This is a genomic window from Micromonospora sp. TSRI0369, assembly GCF_001905625.1.
Classification (GTDB): Bacteria; Actinomycetota; Actinomycetes; order Mycobacteriales; family Micromonosporaceae; genus Micromonospora; species Micromonospora echinospora_A.
Genome location: NZ_LIVU01000016.1, coordinates 1 through 13,131 on the forward strand (window position 1 = coordinate 1; position 13,131 = coordinate 13,131).

At 71.4% G+C, this 13,131-nt stretch carries 11 protein-coding genes, 2 tRNA genes and 1 pseudogene; 9 read left to right on the forward strand and 5 right to left on the reverse strand.

Going from position 1 to position 13,131, the window contains the following annotated elements; all coding sequences use genetic code 11:
- Both AMK25_RS33295 and AMK25_RS29865 read right to left on the reverse strand, forming a co-directional pair.
- Nucleotides 1-110 (reverse strand): annotated as a pseudogene (locus AMK25_RS33295) (anti-sigma factor); the annotation flags it as partial.
- A gap of 10 nt (nucleotides 111-120) precedes the next feature.
- Entirely contained in the window at nucleotides 121-825 is a 705-nt protein-coding gene (locus AMK25_RS29865; protein WP_073831702.1) for a class I SAM-dependent methyltransferase, read from the reverse strand.
- Between the two features lie 208 nt (nucleotides 826-1,033).
- Here AMK25_RS29865 and AMK25_RS29870 point away from each other — a divergent pair, with 208 nt between their 5' ends.
- The gene (locus AMK25_RS29870) at nucleotides 1,034-2,812 is read left to right on the forward strand and encodes a hypothetical protein (RefSeq protein WP_073831703.1); all 1,779 of its coding nucleotides are present in this window, start codon (nucleotides 1,034-1,036) and stop codon (nucleotides 2,810-2,812) included.
- A 4-nt stretch (nucleotides 2,813-2,816) separates the two neighbouring features.
- Here the strand turns inward: AMK25_RS29870 and AMK25_RS29875 are convergent, their stop codons facing one another.
- The gene (locus tag AMK25_RS29875) at nucleotides 2,817-3,599 is read right to left on the reverse strand and encodes a hypothetical protein (protein WP_073831764.1); all 783 of its coding nucleotides are present in this window, start codon (nucleotides 3,597-3,599) and stop codon (nucleotides 2,817-2,819) included.
- Between the two features lie 320 nt (nucleotides 3,600-3,919).
- Here AMK25_RS29875 and AMK25_RS29880 point away from each other — a divergent pair, with 320 nt between their 5' ends.
- Entirely contained in the window at nucleotides 3,920-5,452 is a 1,533-nt protein-coding gene (locus AMK25_RS29880) for a peptide deformylase (protein ID WP_073831704.1), read from the forward strand.
- Between the two features lie 66 nt (nucleotides 5,453-5,518).
- Here AMK25_RS29880 and AMK25_RS29885 read toward each other — a convergent pair whose 3' ends face one another.
- On the reverse strand, nucleotides 5,519-6,640 hold the full coding sequence (locus AMK25_RS29885; protein ID WP_073831705.1) for a globin domain-containing protein: 1,122 nt from the start codon (nucleotides 6,638-6,640) through the stop codon (nucleotides 5,519-5,521).
- A 122-nt stretch (nucleotides 6,641-6,762) separates the two neighbouring features.
- Between AMK25_RS29885 and AMK25_RS29890 the strand changes: the two genes are divergently transcribed.
- The gene (locus tag AMK25_RS29890; RefSeq protein ID WP_073831706.1) at nucleotides 6,763-7,536 is read left to right on the forward strand and encodes a CPBP family intramembrane glutamic endopeptidase; all 774 of its coding nucleotides are present in this window, start codon (nucleotides 6,763-6,765) and stop codon (nucleotides 7,534-7,536) included.
- Between the two features lie 126 nt (nucleotides 7,537-7,662).
- On the opposite strand, the gene AMK25_RS29895 is transcribed toward AMK25_RS29890, so the two are convergent.
- On the reverse strand, nucleotides 7,663-8,868 hold the full coding sequence (locus AMK25_RS29895) for a hypothetical protein (protein ID WP_241826559.1): 1,206 nt from the start codon (nucleotides 8,866-8,868) through the stop codon (nucleotides 7,663-7,665).
- 422 nt (nucleotides 8,869-9,290) lie between these two features.
- Here AMK25_RS29895 and AMK25_RS29900 point away from each other — a divergent pair.
- The 6 genes from AMK25_RS29900 to AMK25_RS29925 all read left to right on the forward strand — a co-directional run bounded on the left by AMK25_RS29900 (nucleotide 9,291) and on the right by AMK25_RS29925 (nucleotide 12,924).
- A tRNA-Ser gene (locus tag AMK25_RS29900) sits at nucleotides 9,291-9,381 on the forward strand.
- 35 nt (nucleotides 9,382-9,416) lie between these two features.
- Nucleotides 9,417-9,489: transfer RNA gene (locus AMK25_RS29905), tRNA-Arg, on the forward strand.
- 180 nt (nucleotides 9,490-9,669) lie between these two features.
- Nucleotides 9,670-10,164 carry a SigE family RNA polymerase sigma factor gene (locus AMK25_RS29910; protein ID WP_073831707.1) on the forward strand — a complete coding sequence of 165 codons (495 nt, stop codon included), beginning with the start codon at nucleotides 9,670-9,672 and terminating at the stop codon, nucleotides 10,162-10,164.
- Complete coding sequence (locus AMK25_RS29915) at nucleotides 10,161-11,108, forward strand: CU044_5270 family protein (RefSeq protein WP_073831708.1); 948 nt, start codon at nucleotides 10,161-10,163, stop codon at nucleotides 11,106-11,108. The genes AMK25_RS29910 and AMK25_RS29915 overlap by 4 nt, the downstream gene beginning before the upstream one ends.
- Before the next feature lie 187 nt (nucleotides 11,109-11,295).
- On the forward strand, nucleotides 11,296-12,363 hold the full coding sequence (locus tag AMK25_RS29920; protein ID WP_083664868.1) for a polysaccharide deacetylase family protein: 1,068 nt from the start codon (nucleotides 11,296-11,298) through the stop codon (nucleotides 12,361-12,363).
- A gap of 366 nt (nucleotides 12,364-12,729) precedes the next feature.
- Nucleotides 12,730-12,924, forward strand: coding sequence for a hypothetical protein (locus tag AMK25_RS29925; protein WP_073831709.1), 195 nt, complete (start codon nucleotides 12,730-12,732; stop codon nucleotides 12,922-12,924).
- The last annotated feature ends 207 nt before the right edge of the window (nucleotides 12,925-13,131 follow it).

Consider the following 13,131-nt stretch of genomic DNA (forward strand, 5'->3'; position numbering starts at 1 on the left):
TACTGCTCCGCGCTGATGTCGACCACGGTGTAGGTGCGCAGGTCGACGTTCGGGGGAATCGGCAGGAGCGCGTCCCCTGATCCGTTGCTCAGCGTACCCACGGAGAAAAGGGGCCCTTCCTTACACGCGGGCGACCGCGAAGACGGACTGGCCGAACGGCGGGCGGACGCGCTGCTCGGCGGCCTTGGTGACGGGCAGCACGAGGGTGTCGTACACCTTCACCATCGGGCCCTCCTTCGGCATCAGCCGGAAGACCTTGGTGGCCATGAAGTAGCCGATCAGGCCGAGCGCGTTGGCGTAGTGGATCCGCTCCACGGTGAGGCCCGCCTCGGTCATCGCCGCGGCGAGCGTCTTCTTGGTGTAGCGGCGGACGTGGCCGGTGGCGATGTCGGCGGGGCTCATGGCGAACTGGAACGCCGGCACGATGATGACCACCGCGCCGCCCGGGCGGACCAGGTCGCGCATGCTGCGCAGCGCGCCCACGTGGTCGTCGATGTGCTCCAGCACGTTGTACGAGACGGCCGCGCTGTAGTCGCCGCGCTCGTGGTGCGGGAGCAGCATCTGCCGGACCTCGACGCCCGGGTGGTCGGACAGCCGCTCCTTGAGCTGGACCAGCCGGTCCGGGTCCGCCTCGGTGGCGGTGATCCGGGGTACCTGCTCGGCCCACGCGGAGGCGTAGTCGCCCAGGCCGCTGCCGATCTCGATCGGGTTGTCACCGAGGTAGGGCACCGCCAGCTCGACGAACCACTGCCGGTGGTTGACCGCGGTCGCGAGGCCTTCGAGCACCTCGGACTGGACGCGCTGATCCCCAGTGATTTCTGCCATGCGTCGATTCCTCACGATATGACTGACCCGCGCCTGGACCGTCAGAGTCAACCATCTGGATGGCTGATGGGGAAATCGGGGGACGGAGGGGGGTCGAATTGTGATGCGGAGGGGTGCCTGATCGGCGATCGGCGAACTCGGCACATAGTACGTGAGTCTGCGGAACATTGCACCTGCCGGTCATACCCTGACTACGCTCTGAAATGTCATGACTACTCCGGAATCAGCGGCGGACCCGTCGAAAACGGGGCAGGGCAGGCGTATCGATGCGCTCGCCGTGCTCAGCTTCGTGCTGCTCGCGCTCTGGGTCACCGCCCGGTTGTGGGTGGACCCTCGCAATGGCATCCGGGACAATCGTACAGATCAGGCGCAATTCGAATGGATGATGGCGCATGGTGCGCGCGTCGTCACGGATTTCGCCTATCCGTTCACCTCGGACCGGATGAATGTGCCGGATGTCGTCAATCTCATGGCTAATACGTCCGTATTATCCGTTTCATTGCCACTGACCCCGATCACGCTCTGGGCGGGTCCGCGCTGGTCATTCCTGATCTTCCTCACTCTCGGCCTCGCCGCCACCGGCGTGTCCTGGTATTTCCTTCTCTCCCGAGTTGTCGTGCGGTCCCGCGGTCCGGCCTGGCTGGGCGCCGCCTTCTGCGCGTTCGCGCCGGCGATGATCTCGCACGCCAACTCGCACCCCAACATCGTCAGCCAGTTCGTGGTGCCGCTGATCATCTGGCGCACCCTGCGCCTGGCCGAACCCGGCCGGTGGCTGCGCAACGGCGTACTGCTCGCCCTGGTGATCGTCTGGCAGGCGTTCCTCAACCTGGAGATCCTGCTGATGACCGCCATCGGCCTCGGCGCGGTGGTGCTCGCGCTCGCGCTCGGCCGTCCCGCGCTGCGCTCGGCGGCCCGCCCGTTTGCCGCCGGACTCGCTGTGGCCGCGGTGGTCGCCGGGGCGCTGCTCGCGTACCCGCTCTGGGTCCAGTTCTTCGGTCCCGGCGCGTACAGCGGGCTCTCCACGCTGATCCGGGGCTACTCCACCGACCTCGCCGCGTACGTCGCCTGGTCGCGGGAGTCGGTGGCCGGTGACGCCCGGGGCAGTGAACCGCTTGTCAAGAACGCCACCGAGGAGAACGCGTTCTTCGGCTGGCCGCTGGTGATCCTGGTGATCGCGCTGGTCTGGTGGATGCGCCGCAACGCGGTCGTGCTCGGCCTGGCCGCGGTCGGCCTCGTGTTCGCGCTCTTCTCGCTCGGCCGGGAGATCCGCTACGACGGACGCGACACCGGCATTCCCGGCCCCTGGGCCGCGCTGGAGAACCTGCCGGTCCTGCACTCGGTGGTGCCCACCCGCTGGTCGCTCGCGCTCACCCCGATCATCGGCGTGCTGCTCGCGCTCGGCGCGGAGCAGGTCCGCCGGCTCGCCGCCCGGCACCCGGAGGCGCGCGGGCAGATCCGGTTCGCCGCCGTCACCGTGCTCGCGATGGCGCTGCTGCCGATCCTGCCCACCCCGTTGCCGGCCAAGCGCCTCGACCAGACTCCGGCGTTCGTCACCTCCGGCGCCTGGCGCCCCTACGTGGCGGACGGGCGCAGCGTGGTCACGCTGCCGCTGCCCGACACCACGTACGCGGTCCCGCTGCGCTGGTCCGCCGAGACCCGGCTGGACATGCCGCTGGCCCGCGGCTACTTCCTCTATCCGGACACCCGACCCGGCGGGGACCGGATCGCCCTGTTCACCGCGCCGCCGCGTCCCACCAGCACATTCTTCGAGACGGTACGGCGAACCGACGCGGTCCCGCCGATCACGCCGCAGGACCGGGTGGCCGCCGTCGACGACCTGCGTTACTGGCGAGCGGGCGCGGTGATCCTCGACCCCCGGCTGCCGCAGGCCGAGGCGCTGCGCCGGGCGATGACGGAGCTGAGCGGGATCACCCCCACCCGTACCGGCGGGGTGTGGCTGTGGGACGTCCGGCCGCTGGCCGACTGAGCGGTCAGCCCTGGCGGACGCAGCAGCCCTGGCACACCTTGGGCCGGGGCAGCGTGAACGCCAGGCAGCAGGTGCGCCGCTGCACGGTCGGCTCGCCGCCCGGGCCGGGCACCAACTCGACCAGGTCGCTCAGGTCGAGCGCGCCGAGCAGCGTGCCGACGGTCGCCACTGACGAGCCGGGCAGCGCGTCCGCCGCGCGCAGGATGCCGTGCGCGATGCCGGAGGCCACCGAGCCGAGCAGCGTACGGGTGCCGATCCGGACCTCGCCCTGGATGGCGGCGATCAGCGGGGCGAAGTGCGCGTCGAGCAGGGACGCGCGCAGCGCGCCGAGCAGCGTGGCCTCGTCCGGCACCACCCGCACGCCGGGCGCGCCGGCCAGCGCCAGCGGGTCAGCGGGCAGCACCGCCACCGGGGTCGACGCGCGCAGCCCCAGCGTGAGCAACTGGTGGTGGTCCTCGAAGTGCACGAGCACGTCGGCCGGATCGAGCAGCGGCACCCGCCGGGCCGACGCCCAGCCGAGCACCGCTGGGAGCGCCGTCCAGTAGCTGTAGGACTTCCACGCGAGCGCGGCACAGGCGTGCGGGGTGCCGCCCCAGCGGCGGCCGGCGCGGGTCAGGAACTCGGGAAGCAGTGTGCCGTCGATCAGCCGGGCGGCCGGGGACCAGCGGTCCAGCTCGTCGCGGACCAGCAGGCCGGGCGCGAGCCCGGGCAGGTCGTCGGTGCCGAACATGGCGCGCAGGGTTGCGGTCACCGGGGCGAACGGGGTGGCGGCGTCGCGCCCCGGCATCACCGCAGTCACCTGGCCGTCCCCTGTCTGGTCGCCCTGTCGGCCGGCGTGCGCCGTCGACCGTAGCTAAGGCTAGCCTAACCACTCCCGCGGCGGGAGGGGAAGTGACGTCGCGGTATCGCGGGGAGGTCCCGGTCACTCCGGCGCCGGTCGCGTACTACCCGGCCCGGGAGACGAAAAACGCCGCCGGAAACGGCGACGCACGGTGTAAGGATCGACGCGCTCCGTTGAGATGTCAAGGTGTATGTCGAATACGAGGCAGTTTCCGTACACGTTCGGCCACCCAACGTGAAAATGGGCTTCCCGCCACGAGGAAGCTGATGACGACCTCACCGATCGAGCGTGCCGCGGACTCGTTCGCGGCGGAACTTGCCCGGCACCGGACCGGCCGAGGGCTGTCCAAGAAGCAGTTGGCGACGCTGATGGGCTTCGACCCGTCCTACGTCAGCCACGTCGAAGGGCGCCGGCACCGGCCCACCGAGGACTTCGCCCGCCGCGCCGAGGCCGTCCTGGAGGCCAGCGGCGCGATCTGGCAGCGCTTCCGGGAGTACGACGAGCTGCGGCACGGCCGCGCCGGCGGAGCGCACCGCGACCCGCCGGTACCCGGGCAGTGGCTGCCGCCCGGCACCGGCCTCGTGGTCGAGCGTGAGGTGGCCACGCTCACCCACATCGGCGACGGCTACCACTGCGCGATCCGGCGGGAGCTGTACAACGCGGGCACCGAACCGGTCACCCGCTACCTGGTCCGGGTCGCCGTCGACCGCTACCCGAGCGACCCGGGCCGCTCCAACCGGCACCACCGGGAACACCCGCTCACCTTCGCCGAGCTGCAACTCACCGCGTACCGGGACGACGGCAGCGGACGCGAGCCGATGCACTGGCGGGCCAAGCACGACCGGGACGCGTTCAAGGAGATCTGGCTGCTCTTCGAGAACGACGAGGGACGCTTCCCGCTCTACCCGGGCGACCGGGTCACCATCGAGTACGCGTACCGCGTCGGCCAGGACAAGTGGGGCCCCTGGTTCCAGCGGGCCGTACGCCTGCCCACCCGGCACCTGGCGGTGCGGCTCGACCTGCCCGCGGACCTCGACCCCAAGGTGCGGGGCGCGGAGACCTCGCTGTCGGCCGAGGAAGGACCGCTGCGTACGCCGATCCAGCGTGCCGTGGACGGCGACCGGGTGATCTTCGACTGGGGGACCGACGACCCGCCGCTCAACGCCCGCTACCGGATGCAGTGGCGGTTCCGCAGCCCACAGCCGGACGCCGAGCCGGACAACGCCCCCACCGGTGGCGCCCGCGTGCGGGCCAGCGACCGGATGCGTGCCGTGGGCATCGTGCAGCGCGGCGACGACCTGCTGCGGCAGCCGGCCCGCCAGTTCGACCTGCCGGCCGAGGAGCCGCACGCCCGGCAGGTCATCGACCGGCTCGCCGCGATGCTGGCCCGGCTGGACGAGCTGCACCCGTTCAGCAAGGGCGTCGGTCTCGCGGCGCCCCAGCTCGGCATCGGCTGGGCCGCCGCGCTGGTCCGGCCCGCCGACCGCGCGGCCGAACCGGTGGTGCTGCTCAACCCGCGCGTCGTGGACACCGCCGCCGAGACCGACGAGCAGTACGAGGGCTGCCTCTCCTTCTTCGACCACCGCGGCCTGGTGCCCCGGCCGCTGCGGATCGACGTGGAGCACGCGCTCTGGGACGGCAGCCGGGTGATCACCTCGTTCGAGTACGCGATGGCGCGGCTGGTCGCGCACGAGATCGACCACCTGGAGGGGCGGCTCTACGTCGACCGGATGGCGCCCGGCGTGCCGCTCGTGCCGGTGGAGGAGTACCGCGAGACCGGCACCCCCTGGCGCTACTGAAACGGGGGGCCGGGTCGCGTGCCCCAGGGGGCAGGGGCACGCGACCCGGCTCGGGGGGAGCAAGGTTCAGAGGTTGCCGAACGTGTCGTACCGGATGTGATCGGGCGGGACGTCGTCGGCGGCGAGCGCCCGCAGGGTGGCCCGGACCATCGCGGCCGAGCCGGAGACGTAACAGTCGTGTGTGGTCCACGGCCCGTACCGGGTGACCACCTCGGACACGTCACCGAGTTCCCCGCCGAAGTCCGGGTCCTCGCTGCACGACGGCGTCACCGACAACCACGGGTGGGTCGCGACGAGGTCCTCCAGGCCGGCCAGCCCGTACAGCTCGTCGGGGCGGCGCGCGCCGTAGAAGACGTGCACCCAGCGGGTGCGGTTGACCCGGGTCAGCTCCTCCACCAGCGCCTTGATCGGCGCCAGCCCGACCCCGCCGGCCACGCAGAGGACGTCCCGGGTGGACTCCGGGTCCAGCGTCATCGAGCCCATCGGCGCGGCCACCCGCAGCAGGTCACCCGGCTTGGTGCGGCGGACCAGCGCGCCGGACACCCAGCCCGCAGCGCCGGGCGGCGTCCGCACGTGGAACTCCAGCACGTTCTCCTCGTTCGGCGCGTTCGCCACCGAGTACGTCCGCCACACCCGTGGGTGGTAGCGGGGCACCTCCACGCTGACGTACTGCCCCGCCTGCCAGGGCAGCGGGTGCTGGAGCGCGCGTACGGTCAGCACCGCCGTGTCCGGGCCGTGCCGCTCGTGCGTGAGCACCTCGGCGTGCCAGTACGGCGGGTTGCCGTCGGCCTCCGCGCCGGCCAGCATCCGCGCGCTGATGCTCGCGTACGCCTCCCGCCACGCCTGGTCGTACTCCAGGTTCCAGCCGTCCCCGGCGGTGCTGCGCAGCGCGTCGAGCAGCGCGACACCCATGGTCGCGTAGTGCTCGGCCGACACGTGGTACTTGCGGTGGTCCCGGCCCAGCGCCCGCAGGTACTCGTCGAAGCTCTCCGGGTCGCCCACGGTCTGGGTCGCGGTGACGATCGCCTCCAGGATCCGGTCGCCCTGCCCGTTCATCTGCACCGGGAAGAGCTTGCGCAGCTCCGGGTCGAGGAGGAACAGCCGGGCGTAGAAGTGACCGCTGAGCCGCTCCCGGTCCTCCTCGACCAGGGCCCAGCTCTCCTTCAGCAGCCGCGCGAAGTTCTCCACAGGGGCACGCTCCTTCTCCGTACGGGCGGATCGGCAGCAATAGAATCTCCACGGAGCGTGTATGCCGGTCGCACAGACTGTGCGATCGCCAGGTCGGGACGCCGAAGTGATTTCATGGTCCGGTGACGGTTGACGAGCTGGCCCGCCCGGTCTCCCGCCGGATGCTGGGCACCGAGACGCTGCTCGTGCTCGGTCTGTCCCTCGGCCAGTCGGCCGTGTACGCGCTGGTGTCGCTGATCGCGAAGCTCACCGCGACCGGTGGGCTGTCCAAGCAGACCGCCGCGCTGAACACCTCGGCGTCGGCCCGGCCCTACCTCGACCTGACGTACCAGCTACTCGGGATCGTCTTCGCGCTGCTGCCGGTGCTGCTCGCCGTACACCTGCTGGCGCGCGACCCCGGCGACCCGGCACGGACGCTCGGCGTCGACTTCCGGCGGCCCGGCTCGGACCTGGCCCGGGGCGCGGGCCTGACCGCGCTCATCGGCCTGCCCGGGCTGGCGCTGTTCTGGGCGGCGGCGCAGCTCGGCCTCAACGCCACGCTGGTCCCGGCCGCGCTGCCCGACCTCTGGTGGACGGTGCCGGTGCTGATCCTCGCCGCCGTGCAGAACGCCGTGCTGGAGGAGGTGATCGTGGTCGGCTACCTGATCACCCGGGTGCGGCAGCTCAACTGGCGGATCGGCGCCGTGCTGGCCACGAGCGCCCTGCTGCGCGGCTCCTACCACCTCTACCAGGGCTTCGGCGCGTTCGTCGGCAACGCCGTCATGGGCGTGATCTTCGGGCTGTTCTACCTGCGCACCCGCCGGGTGGCCCCGCTGATCGTCGCGCACACGCTGCTCGACATCTTCGCGTTCGTCGGGTACGCGATGCTGCCCAAGTCCTGGTTCGACTGGCTCTGACCCCGGCTGCCGGCTTGCCCGGCCTGGTGGTTCCGTGGGCCCGGCAGGTCGTCGGCCCGCGCCGGTTCGGCGAGGTGGCGGTATCGCGGCCCGACGGACCCCGCCACCTCGCCGAACACGTGTTGATCAGGTGCGGCCGGGCCGGTACCGGGCGACCGCCCGCGCGGCCACCCGCTCGGCCGTCGCCGTACCGCCGGTCGCGGCCGCCAACGCCGCCGCACCCGGCAGGAACCGGGCGGCCAGCCGCAGCCCGAGCCACCCGCCCGCCTGCGCCGCCACCGGCGTGGCCAGCCGCCACGCCGCCTGCGCCGCCCGCCCCCACGGCCCGTCCGCCGGCTCGTTGGCCGCCAGAGCCGCCGCCAGCGCCGCCCGCGCGGTGCCGTCGTCCGGGTGCACCAACGTCAGCACCAGAAGCTCGGCCGCCCGATCCGGATGCGCCGGATCCCGCCCGTACGCAGCGGCCAGGTGCAGCACCAGGTTCGCCTGCGTCCAGAGCACCGCGGCCAGCTCCGCGACCGGCGCGAACATCCCGGCGCCAGCCGCCAGCGCCCCACCCGTACCGGCCATCCGGACGAACCGCCGCGTCGCCAGCCGGGCCACCCCGTCGGCGTCCGCCTCCGGGTAGGCCCGCCGGACCTGCGCCACCCAGTCCCGGGCGCGCGGCCCGAGCGCGTCCACCGCCGCCAGCGCCAGCAGCTCCGGCGCGAACCCGGGGTGGTCGCGCAGCTGCGGCCCCACCGCCCGCCAGCCCTTTTCCTGGGTACGCGCAGCGTGCTGGACGTCGACGGTGGCCGGCAGGTTCTCGGTCTCGTCGTGCGGCTTCGCTTCGGCCGTCGCGTCCACGCCCGTAGCCGTTATGGCGGAAGTGGCCGCCGTGGCTGGGGTGGTCGCCGTAACGGCCGTAGCTTCGGTGGCGGGTGTGGCCGGGGTGGCCGCCGTGGCGGGGGTGGCGCCCGTGGCCGCCGTCGAGGCCTCGGTGGTCATGGGGGCCTTGGCGCTCTTGGTGGTCCGGGTTCTTCTCGCCGGCGCGGAGCCGGGCTTCTCCACCGTTACCGCGTCGGTCCCGCCGGGCTTCTGCCCGGACACGGTGGCTTCCGGCTCGGGCGGTGCCTCGGGCGCCGCCTGCTTCGGGAGGGTCGCCTTCCGGGCGGCCTTCTTGACCGCGGGAGCGGCCTCCTTCGGGACGGCCTTCTTCGCGGCGGGCGCACGGCGGGTCCGCTTCGGCGTCTCGTCCTCGCTCGGCGGTTCGGTCGGCACCGACTCCTCGGCCGGACGGCGTGATCGCGCGGCCGGTTTGTCCGGAGGCGTGCTCGCGTCAGTCTCGGCGGGCACGGGGTCGGGCTGCGCGGCGGCAGGCGTACCCGGATCGTGTGTCGGAGGCTCGGCGGCCGGGCGTGGTCGCGGTGCCGGCACTGCGGCGTCGGCCGCCGTCGGCGGCTGGAAGACGACAGTCGGCGCGGCCCGGCGCGGACGCCGAGGCGGTGGTGTGTCGCTCATCGCGCTCCCGGTGGGAGGCTCCGGCGTAGGCGGCGGACTGAACGTGGGGCGGGGGGAGCGGGTCCGCCGGGCCTTCGCGGCAGGCTCGCGACGGGGCGGATCGCTCGGCGGCTGCTCCTGCATATCGATGGAGCGTAGCCGTGGGCGTGATCTGGCACACGACGGAAACGCGGTCGCGAGGGCCGGTCCCGGTATCCGCTTTGCCCCGGGCGGGTCCGGGCCTGTATCCTCGGGCGCGGTGACCTCAGGGTCACCAGGGAGACTTCGCCTAGTCTGGTCTATGGCGCCGCACTGCTAATGCGGTTGGGGTCTTAAAGCCCCTCCCGGGTTCGAATCCCGGAGTCTCCGCGCGAAAGCCGGGTGTGTAGACTGGCCGAGCACAAGCGCCCGTAGCTCAACGGATAGAGCATCTGACTACGGATCAGAAGGTTAGGGGTTCGAGTCCCTTCGGGCGCACAGCAGATGAGGGGCCGTTTCGGGAAACCGGGACGGCTCCTTTTTCGTGCGGTCCAGCGGCGGTCGTGCCGCCTCGCATCGGGTCGCCCAGCCACCCCCGCGCGCACCGATCGGTGATCGGTTGCAGCGGACGCGGATCGTCGGTGCGTCTACAGGGCGATGGCAACTGATGAGTCAGGCATGACATTCGAGGGCTTTGTGGCCGAGCACGGCCAGTCGTTGTTGCGGCTGGCATTCGTGTTGTCCGGGAACCGCCAGCTTGCGGAAGACCTCACCCAGAGCGCGCTCGTTGACGCGTACCGGCACTGGTCGAAGGTGGTGGCGGCCCGGAGCCCCGAGGCCTACGTGCGTCGGATGCTGATCAACGCGCACCTGAGCTGGCGACGGCGACGCTGGACGAGTGAACGACCCGCGGAACTGGGTGACGCCGCCGCCGACGAGATGCGGGACCCGAGCGACGCAGTCGTCGAACGCGAGAACTTGCGGACGTTGCTGGCGGGTCTCGCACCGCGCGCGCGGACAGTGCTGGTGCTGAGGTACTACCTCGACCTGGACGACGCCGCGATCGCGGAGGCCATGGGCGTCACCGAGAGCGCTGTGCGCGCGACTGCATCCCGTGCCCTGGCCAGGCTGCGTGGCTTCGCCGCCCTCTCCCCCGTGAAGGAGACCCGATGAGCACCGTGATCGAAGAGCGACTGCGTGAGCTGTTCGCGGCCGACGCCGCGGCTGCCCCGCCGGCACAGGATCTCGTGGCCGTCACGCGCCGTGGCGTCCGGGCCGCCCGGGTCCGTACCGCCTGGGCGTGGGGTGCGGCGGCGAGTGTCGCGGCGGCCGCCGTGGCCGTGGTCATGGTGGGGGTGGCCGTGCCGCCCGAGCCGTTCCAGGACGTGGCGGCGCCATCGGCCGGTCCGGTACGCGCTCCGGGCATGGTGTCGGAGACGCCGGGGTTCGGGCCGGGCACGAAGCTGTCGCTGCGGCCCGTCTCGCAGGTGCTCGGCGCGGCGGCCGAGACAGCAGCCCGGGAGCCGGACGTACTGCCGCGGGATGACCAGTACCTCTACATGCGGGAGGTGGGACGCGACGGGCGTGTCAACGCCGAGCGGTGGTACTCGATCGACGGCACCAGGGACGGCCTCGGCTTCAACCGCGAGAGCAGCGGCATGGCGCGGTTCGTTTTTGCCGGCTGCCGGGACGGGCGCTACATCTCCGGGACCGAGCGGGGCGAGAAGTGCACACCCATGCCTGCCTACCTGCCGAATCTTCCGACGGATGTCTACGCCATGGTGCGTTACCTCAACGAACAGAACGCCCACCTGAACGGCGATCCCGCGCCGAACAAGACGAACAGCATCGCGAAGGACATGTGGCATCTGGCGACCTCGCGTTACCTCCGGCCGGCACAGCGAGCGGCGCTCTACCAGGCGGCGGCGAAGATCGAGGGAGTAACGGTTGTCGAGGGTGCGGTGGATGCCACCGGGAGGCAAGGCACGGGCGTGTCCTGGCGATTCGGGAACGGCACGGCGATGTGGATCTTCGACCCGGTCTCGTACGCCTATCTCGGAACGGGAACCGACACCACCGTCCAGGCGATCGTGGACAAGGTCGGCCAGCGGCCGTAGGGCCAAGCTGACAGCAACGGCGCTGGATGCGCAGCGACTGGCTGAGAGCCGATCCTTCCGGAAAACTTCCGGAAAATCATTGACCTGTTCGAAACGCCGCTGCAATACTCCGAGCACTGCGACATCAGCGTGTGTCGATTGAAGCCACGCGTCGTCGGGTGTCACCCGTCCCAAGGAGGACCTGCGCATGTACGCCAGCATCCGCGGCTCCCGCCGCCCGTCCGCCCTCCGAACATCGCGTCTCACCGTCCGGTTGGCAGTGCTCGCCTCCACTGTGGCGCTGACCGCCGCCGGTCTCGCGGTCGCCGCCGCTCCGTCCAGCGCCGCCACCTGCAACGGGTACGTCGGCCTCACCTTCGACGACGGGCCGACCGGCAGCACCAGCGCCCTGTTGTCCGTGCTGCGCGCGAACGGCGTACGGGCGACCATGTTCAACGTCGGCCAGAATGTGCAGAACAACCAGTCCGCCGCGCGGGCCCAGGTCGACGCGGGCATGTGGGTGGCCAACCACAGTTGGAACCACGCGCACATGACCTCGATGAACCAGAGCCAGATGCAGTCGGACCTCTCCCAGACCAACTCGGCGATCCAGGCGGCGACCGGCGTCCGGCCGCAGTTGTTCCGCCCGCCCTACGGGGAGACGAACTCGACCCTCCAGTCGGTCGCCTCGTCGCTCGGCCTGCGCCAGGTGATCTGGGACGTCGACTCCCAGGACTGGAACGGCGCCAGCGTCAGCCAGATCGTCTCCAACGCCAGCCGCCTTCAGGACGGCCAGGTGATCCTGATGCACGACGGCATTCAGAACACCCGCGACGCGATTCCGCAGATCATGGCCAACCTGAGCAGCCGTAACCTCTGTCCGGGCATGATTTCACCGAGCACCGGCCGGGCGGTGGCCCCGGACGGCACCCCGCCGCCGACGACTCCGCCGCCGACCGGCACGCCGACCACTCCGCCGCCGACCACTCCGCCTCCCAGCGGCGGGTGCACGGCGACGGCGACCACCCCCAACGTCTGGGGTGACCGGTACAACACCTCGGTGACGGTTCAGGGGGCCAGCAACTGGACCGTGGTCGTGGCTCTGACCCCGCCGCAGCGGGTCTCCACTACCTGGAACGGCTCCCCCAGTTGGGACAGCACCGGTTACGTGATGACGATGCGGTCCAACGGCAGCGGCAACACCTTCGGCTTCACCACGATGATGAACGGCAACAGCAGCGCCAGACCGCAGATCCGTTCCTGCACCACGGGCTGATCCCGGTGGCCCGCCCAGGCCACCGCAACGGCTCGGGTGGGTGTGGTCGACCAGGTGCCCCTACGGTCCAGCTGACCCTGGAGCGTAGGGGCACCCCCGGCAAAAGCTGATCTCGATCGCCGGCTGGGCCCACTGCATGCTCTGGCCGTGACTGTGGTCCGCGGTGCGGAGCTTGACCCGTACCCGAGGGTGCGGATTCAGGGTCGCGTCATGCGGGTGGGTGAGCTGGCGCGTCGAGCCGCCAGCCTGCCCGAGGGCGTCATCCGACGCATCGCCGCGGGATAGGGCGGGGATAGCGCCGGGCCCGAGACTTGACACAGGCCGGTACGCCGGCCGTCCAACAGGGTCCGACCACGAGGAGAACGCATGTCGTACGACACGAACTCGGCCGCCGTGCCGGGAACGTCCGCCAGCGAGAACTTCATCGACCTCGACGACCTGGACTTCGCCGCTCTTGAGGTCGAGGCGACCGAGGATGTCGCGGGCGGGTTCCGGCCGACCGACCTGTGCACGATCACCGGAAGGTGCGCCACCGCCGGCTGCAACGGTCAGCAGTACTGATCCGTCCGACACCCGGCTGAGGGCGGTACGGGGCACTGCCGAATTGTCGGCCCCGTACCGCCCGGCGTGTGCGCGTGGCCGGCTCGACGCCGGATAGCGGACGAGGAGAAGCCGGATAGCGGGTCGGACCAGACTCGTTCCGCAGACGAGGAGCCCGCTCCGGCGCGGGAAGCATCCACCATGTCTGACCTTTGCACCGACACGGGA